The sequence below is a fragment of the Streptomyces sp. NPDC047022 genome (genome assembly GCF_040644155.1).
Classification (GTDB): domain Bacteria; phylum Actinomycetota; class Actinomycetes; order Streptomycetales; family Streptomycetaceae; genus Streptomyces.
This window is the reverse complement of sequence record NZ_JBEYVV010000011.1, coordinates 189,794-196,417: the sequence shown is the minus strand read 5'-3', so window position 1 is coordinate 196,417 and position 6,624 is coordinate 189,794. Positions and strand designations below refer to the sequence as shown.

Here is a 6,624-nt window from a genome sequence, read left to right as displayed (position 1 = left end):
AAAGTGCGGTCACGAGGGTGTTCAGTTCTGTCGTCACAAACGGATCTTGAACACCCTCTCTTCATGCCCGCAGGCATTTGGACAGACTCGTCTAGGGTCGAAAGCCGCAACTGCGAACGGGGGTTCACTCCTCTCCCGGCTGGCCGAGACTCGAAGGACGGAAACCGTGTCATCACCTTTTTCCCAATAGGAAAGAGCTACACTCCGTGATCACTTTCCAGTTCACCGTATGGCCCGATCAAGGTGACGCCAGCGGGTTCGACATGGGAGACATGGTCGTCACGGGGGAATTCGGCAGAGTCGACTCCGCCGGCCACGTCCCCGATCAGGGCATGATGATCTACGTCACGGTCGTCGAGTTGCTGGACGGCTTGCGCGACTTTCTGCGGGGAAACGCCCGAGTGCTCAGCTTCTACGGTACGGACACCTCGTTCAACCTTGTGGTGCGGCGAAACAAGAACGGACTGTCGATCGCCGGAGACAACGGCATCGTGGCTCGGACGACGACCCCAGAGCTCGTTACCGCCCTGCTGCAAGCAGCAGAAGACCTCGGGGGCGGCCTCCCTCTGGAGGACACGGTCAGATCCGACTGGGAAGGCGCCCTCGCCAGATTCCGTCCCCTCGCGCAGGACGGCGAGGGGTGAGTTCACTGAGCCCTCGCAGGGGAGGAAGACGCTCTCCCGGTTCGGGGCGACCGCGACTGAGGGCGAGGGAAGTGACGTGGCTCGGAACGGCGACGGGCCGGGAAGTCATCGTGACGATGGAAGGCACCGACCACGCTGCCATGCCTCCCCTGATCCGGTGGCGGCCGTGAAGTTCGTCAAGGACGATGGGGACACCGAGCCGCACGGCTCCCGCCTGGACCGGAGTGCCGCAGATCAAGAACCGTGACGTGCTCGGAACCGTCCTGTCCGATACGGGGAATTTCCGCGAGGACTGGCTCGCACGAGTTCAAGCCGTGCCGGTCGCCCCGCTGGCCGCGCACCTCCCACCGGGGCGGGACACCGTTGAGCGACTGGCCGCAGGCGCGCGGGAGACTGGGCCGCCGCCGTTTTCGGGGTGCCGGTCGACGAGGAATTCGCCGAGCGGACCACTTGCACGGCCCCTGTCGAACCAGACGCGTTGAGCGTCGTCAGCGCACAGTGGCCGGACACGTCAGGCTTGTTGCTGGTCGCGGACAATCTCCTGGGCGCTGTGCTGTGCCGAGACGGCTACACCCTGGCAGCAGGAAGCCCGGAGTTCATGCGAGGTGCTGTGGCCGAGGGTACCGACAGAGCCCGGGCGGAATTCCAGCGCTACGCCCGCAGAAGCCCCAGGGGCGGGACGGAACTCTCCTTTGTCTCCAGCCAACACCCCCCGAATAGAAGGGCCTTCACGTCCGCCATGGAGGCGTCCGCTGACAGCCATACCGGCCGGCAGATCAGCCTCATGCGCGCTCTCGCCTCCCGTTCGATCGACGGCCCCACCTTCGCCAGGCGGTGGCTCGACGAGCGGCGCCGGGCGATGAGCGTGGGCGAACGTCTGGGCGGGGCCCTGGAGAACGCGCTGGACGAGGTCTTCTGCGTACTGGAGGAGTACAGCATCGATCCTGACCTCAGAGACCCGGACGACCTGACCGACGAAGAACTACGGGACCGAGTGGCAGCCGTGCTGGACCGGTTGATGTGAGTGGCTCCAGGCGGACAGCGTCAGCGGCCTCGCGGCCATGCCGTACCGTCCATTGAGACAATTCCACCACCGGTAGGGTCGGGCACATGGGTACGGATGCCGGGGAACAGAGCTGGGATGCCACGCGCGCCTGGGTCGAGAAGGGGTTGTCCGACGGGGAACGCATCGAGGTGGTCGCACGGCTGCGTGGCGGCTGGTCCTCGGAGATGCGCCGACTGGACGTCCGCGGGCCGGGCGGTCGCCGCTCGCTGGTCCTGCGGTCGTTCGTCAAGCCCTTCTACGTACGTCACGCAGAGGGCCTGTTGACCCGCGAGGCGGCCATGTTGAGCCTGCTCGGCGGCACGGATGTGCCCGTGGCCGGGCTGGTGGACGTGGATGCGACAGCGCAGTACTGCGATCACCCCTCGCTGCTGATGACTCTGCTGCCAGGAGGTGTCCGTCTGCAAGACGAAGGGGCCGATCAGCGAGCCGAGTTGATGGCCCGCCAGTTGTCGCGAATCCACCGGGTGCCGGTGACCGCCGGGACACGGCCTCGCACGTATGAGGCGTGGGCCTCTCCCGAGCGGGTCGGAGTGCCCGATGGCACCGATCGCCCCGAGCTGTGGCAGCGGGCCCTGGACGTGATACGCCGTGAACCCCCGGCATACCGGGGATGCTTCCTGCACCGGGACTTCCACCCCGGCAATGTCCTCTTCGCAGGCGACGACGGCGATGGTCTGCGGATCAGCGGGGTCGTCGACTGGGTGGAGACCTCCTGGGGGCCGGCCGACCTGGACGTGGCCCACTGCTCCACGGCGCTGACACTGCTGCACGGAGTCCCCGCGGGCATGCGCTTCGCCGACCGCTATCTCGCGGCGGGCGGAACACTGGCAGAAGACCCCGCCGCGCACCTCTACTGGCGGCTGCTGGACGCCTTGGGCTTCGCCCCTGACGCCGAGAAGGTCGCCGTTCCCTGGCGCGAGGTGGGCCGCGCCGATCTGACCCGCACCCTGCTGACCGGGCGCCTGGAGGACTACCTCCAGGCCCTGTTCGACCGCTACGCCTGAGTGCAGCCGCATGCTGTCGGGAGGACGGCCCCTGCCGACCGCTGCCGTGCCGTGCGGCCGGCAGGGGTGAACCGGCGTCGATGCCGCCAAAGGGTGGTTGCCCACCGGTTGGACCCAGGGACCAATCCCGGACGACACCCTCATGCCGAGGACCAATCAGGGGACACCCCTCAGTCCTGACCGTCCTCGTACCGTGCGCGTACGCGTGAGGCCGGCTGGAACTGGACGCCGGCCGTCTCGTCCACGCGTGACAGCAGCAGCTCGCACGGTGGCTCGAACCGTTCCGCGAACTCGTGTGCCGCGCGCTCGCCGAGGAGTTGCCAGGGAAGGACCGTCCGGTCGTCGGTGAGGTCCTCGATCCGCTGGCGAAGACGCAGGCCCTCCGGGAGTACCCGCCTGTCCGTCGCCAGCCCCTTGCGCGTCAGCGACTCCCAGCCCTCGTCGATGTCGTCCTCGGTGTGGCCTCGGGACTTGCTCAGCCAGTCGTCCTGGTAGCGCAGCCACTCGTTGTGGAGGATGGACGCTTCGGACGAGGTGAGACCGGCCGCCGCCACCAGGGCCCAGTGCGTGTCCCCTCGCCACTCTCGCAGCAGGTTGACCGCGTGCCAGCCGGAGAGGAGCGGGGATTGCGGGCGGGGCATGGACAAGGTCGCGGCGAACAGGGGACGCCCGAGCAGGGGAAGCCGGTCGACCACCGACCACAGCGCGGGACCCATCTCGCACAGCGGATCGACGATGCCGGGCGCGTAGCGCCGCAGCCCCTCCTCGATCGCCTCCTCGCGCATGTCCCAGAACTCACGGAAGGCGTCCGGGCTTTTCAGCAGATCGAAGGTCAACCGGATGCCCACGGCACTGATGGTGCCGAACGCCGCGATCATCGTGTCCGCTCCGGCCGGAGCGAGCGGCGCGCCTCGTGAGGCGATGTACCCGAGCGGCATTGCCAGAACCTTGTCCAGCCCCCACGCCTCATAGCGCGCCACCGCACCGGGATCCCAGAAGATCCAGCCCACGGTGGTCTGCACGGACCGTGCGTTGCGTCGGCTGATCTCGTACCACTTGCCTTCGGCTCGCCGACCGAAGTCCAGTTCAGAACCCATGTGACCCACGCCTCCCGGCACTTGCCTCGTCGCTGGTCCAGTCGCTCAGGACACCACGCGATGCCCGACACCGAATGATCTGACCTCGCGGCGCCGGCGTCCAGGTGTGTCCTCGGCCGGAGTGGCCTGTGCGGCTGGTGCGGGTGAGTATGCCTCCCCGAGCTATGACCTGCCGGCGGGGTGCCGCTCCGGGGCACGCACGTCCTGCGTGCCCCGGAGGCGGGCGCCGTGGGCCCCCGCTCGGGTCCACGGCCCGGCCGGGAGCCGTCCCTCCCGGCCGGGGTCCTCGGGGGCTCAGGCCTGCGCGGCGATGCGCGCGAGGCGCTGGGCCTGTTCGCGGGTGGAGCGGGCGACGGCGTCCTCGTCGACGTGCAGCAGGCGGCCGTTCTCGACGACCGGTTCGCCGTTGACGAGGGAGAGCGTGACCGGGGCCGCCGCGCCGAAGACGAGGGCCGTGACGGGGTCGGCGATCGAGGCGTGGGCGAGCGTGTCGAGCTTCCACAGCACAAGGTCGGCGAGCTTGCCCGGCTCCAGGGAGCCGATCTCGGCGGACCGGCCCAGGACCTGGGCGCCGCCGTAGGTGCCGAGCCGCAGGGTCTGACGGGCGTTCAGAGCGGCTTCCCGATGGGCGCCCAGACGGTTGATCAGCAGTGCGTTGCGCAGTTCGGTGTGGAGTTCACCGGACTCGTTGGAGGCCGTGCCGTCGACGCCGAGGCCGACCGGGACGCCCGCCGCGAGCATGTCGGGGACCCGGGCGATGCCGGCCGCCAGGCGGGCGTTGGAGGACGGGCAGTGCGCGACACCCGTCTTCGTACGGGCGAAGGCGGCGATGTCGGAGTCGTTCATGTGGACGCAGTGCGCCATCCACACGTCCTCGCCGAGCCATCCGGTGGACTCGAGGTAGTCCGTCGGGCCCATGCCGAACATCTCGTGGCAGAACTTCTCCTCCTCCACCGTCTCCGAGCCGTGGGTGTGCAGCCGCACGCCCTTGCGCCGGGCCAGTTCGGCTCCCTGGCGCAGGAGTTGGGTCGAGACCGAGAAGGGGGAGCAGGGGGCCACGGCGACCTGCGTCATCGCGTCGAAGGAGGCGTCGTGGTACTCGTCCACGGTCGCCTCGGTGGCGGCCAGTGCGCCCTCCAGGGTCTCGACGGCGAAGTCCGGCGGCAGACCGCCGTCCTTCTCGCTGCGGTCCATGGAGCCTCGGGCGAGCGTGAAACGGACGCCCATGTCGCGGGCGGCCCGGATGACGGTGCCGGCCAGGTCGCCGGAGCCCTTGGGGAAGACGTAGTGGTGGTCCATCGCGGTGGTCACTCCCCCGCGGGCCATCATCGCGAGCGATCCCTGGGCCGCGGCGTGCACCATCTGCTCGTCGATGCGCGCCCAGGTCGGGTACAGCGCGACCAGCCAGTCGAACAGGTTGTGGTCGGTGGCCAGGCCCCGGGTGAGCCACTGGTAGAAGTGGTGGTGGGTGTTCACCAGGCCCGGGGTGACGAGATGGCCCGAGGCGTCGATGCGGCGCCCGACGTTCTCCAGACCCTCGGGGGCCTTGCCCGCGCCGAGCGCCTCGATGCGGTTGCCGCTGACGACCACGTACCCCGACGCGTACTCGGTGTCGTCGGCGTCCACGGTCGCGATGGCACAGTTCTCGATGACGATGCGCTGAGCTGCTGCCATGGTTCGTCCTTTTCGTTCTGTGGAGAGGGCACGGCAGGACCCTGGGAGTTTGAGTGCCGGGGCCGTCGGAGCGGGGGCTCGGTCCTGGGACCGGGCCCCCGGCGGCCACGGGTGCCGAGGGTTGGGCGGGTGGCGGGTTCCCCGGCGGGCGGGGCACCGTTCACGGGTCGGAACCGGTCACAGGCCGGTCCCGGATACAGGTCGGTGGGTCACAGGTTCGTGAGGTCCCCGGGGATCCGCGCCTCGGAGCCTTCCCGCAGGACGGTGGCCTCGATCAGGCCGTACGGCCGGTCGGCGGCGAAATACACCTCGTTCTCGTTCTTCAGTCCGAACGGCTCCAGGTCCACCAGGAAGTGATGCTTGTTCGGGAGCGAGAAGCGGACCTCGTCGATCGTGCCGACGTTTTCCATGATGCGCGCACCCATCTGGTACAGCGTCTGCTGCAGGGAGAGGGAGTACGTCTCGGCGAACGCCTGGAGCATGTGCTTCTTCGTCTGCTCGTAGGACGCGTCCCAGTCAGGCATCTCCTGGGCGTCGTCCGTCCAGTCGTAACGCCAGCGGCCGGAGACCTCGGTGGCCAGGATGCGGTCGTGCGCCTCGGGGAGCGTCGTGTACTTGTCCTTGACGTAGCCCCAGAACTCGGAGTCGGTCGAGTTCATCACCGTGAGATCCTTCAGGCCCGAGACGACCTCCCACGACGAGCCGTCGTAGGTGATCTGCGTCAGGCGGGTCTCCTGGCCCGTGCGGACGAAGGAGTGCGCGCCCTTCCCCGCGTGCGCGATCCGCTCCCAGGTGTACTCCTCGATCCGGATCCGGGCCCGGTGGATGGCTTCCTGCGAGGTCACGAAGTGCCGGGCGAGGTGGATGCCGAACTGCTCGGCCGACTCGATGCCGTGCTCCTTGGCGAACGCGTACACCGTGTTCTTGGTGGTGTCGGTCGGCAGGACACTGGCGTTGGAGCCGGAGTAGTGGACCTCGTCCATGTCGCCGGAGAGGGCGACGGAGACGTTCAGGTCCTTGATGTGGTGGGTGGCGCCGTCGCGCGTGATCCTTACGACCCGGTTCTCGGCCTTGCCGTACTGGTTCTGTCCCAGGACCACAGGGTGGGCAGGGCGGGCCGGGCGTGAAGTGTCTGCCAT

General features: G+C 68.6%; 6 protein-coding genes. 3 read left to right on the top strand and 3 right to left on the bottom strand.

The features are described from left to right. The first annotated feature begins 206 nt into the window (after positions 1-206). The 3 genes from ABZ845_RS15265 (at position 207) to ABZ845_RS15255 (ending at position 2,714) form a co-directional block, all read left to right on the top strand. The gene (locus ABZ845_RS15265; RefSeq protein WP_360978599.1) at positions 207-644 is read left to right on the top strand and encodes a hypothetical protein; all 438 of its coding nucleotides are present in this window, start codon (positions 207-209) and stop codon (positions 642-644) included. A gap of 739 nt (positions 645-1,383) precedes the next feature. Continuing rightward, positions 1,384-1,668: a colicin immunity domain-containing protein gene (locus ABZ845_RS15260; protein ID WP_360978596.1), complete on the top strand. Its 285-nt coding sequence runs from the start codon at positions 1,384-1,386 to the stop codon at positions 1,666-1,668. 86 nt (positions 1,669-1,754) lie between these two features. Beyond that, complete coding sequence (locus tag ABZ845_RS15255) at positions 1,755-2,714, top strand: phosphotransferase (RefSeq protein WP_360978593.1); 960 nt, start codon at positions 1,755-1,757, stop codon at positions 2,712-2,714. Between the two features lie 170 nt (positions 2,715-2,884). Here ABZ845_RS15255 and ABZ845_RS15250 read toward each other — a convergent pair whose 3' ends face one another. From ABZ845_RS15250 to pucL, 3 genes are all read right to left on the bottom strand, one after another. Next, complete coding sequence (locus ABZ845_RS15250) at positions 2,885-3,811, bottom strand: hypothetical protein (protein WP_360978590.1); 927 nt, start codon at positions 3,809-3,811, stop codon at positions 2,885-2,887. A gap of 294 nt (positions 3,812-4,105) precedes the next feature. Continuing rightward, complete coding sequence (locus tag ABZ845_RS15245) at positions 4,106-5,485, bottom strand: 8-oxoguanine deaminase (protein ID WP_360978587.1); 1,380 nt, start codon at positions 5,483-5,485, stop codon at positions 4,106-4,108. Between the two features lie 209 nt (positions 5,486-5,694). Next, positions 5,695-6,624, bottom strand: a complete 930-nt coding sequence (gene pucL / locus ABZ845_RS15240; RefSeq protein WP_360978584.1) for a factor-independent urate hydroxylase — start codon at positions 6,622-6,624, stop codon at positions 5,695-5,697.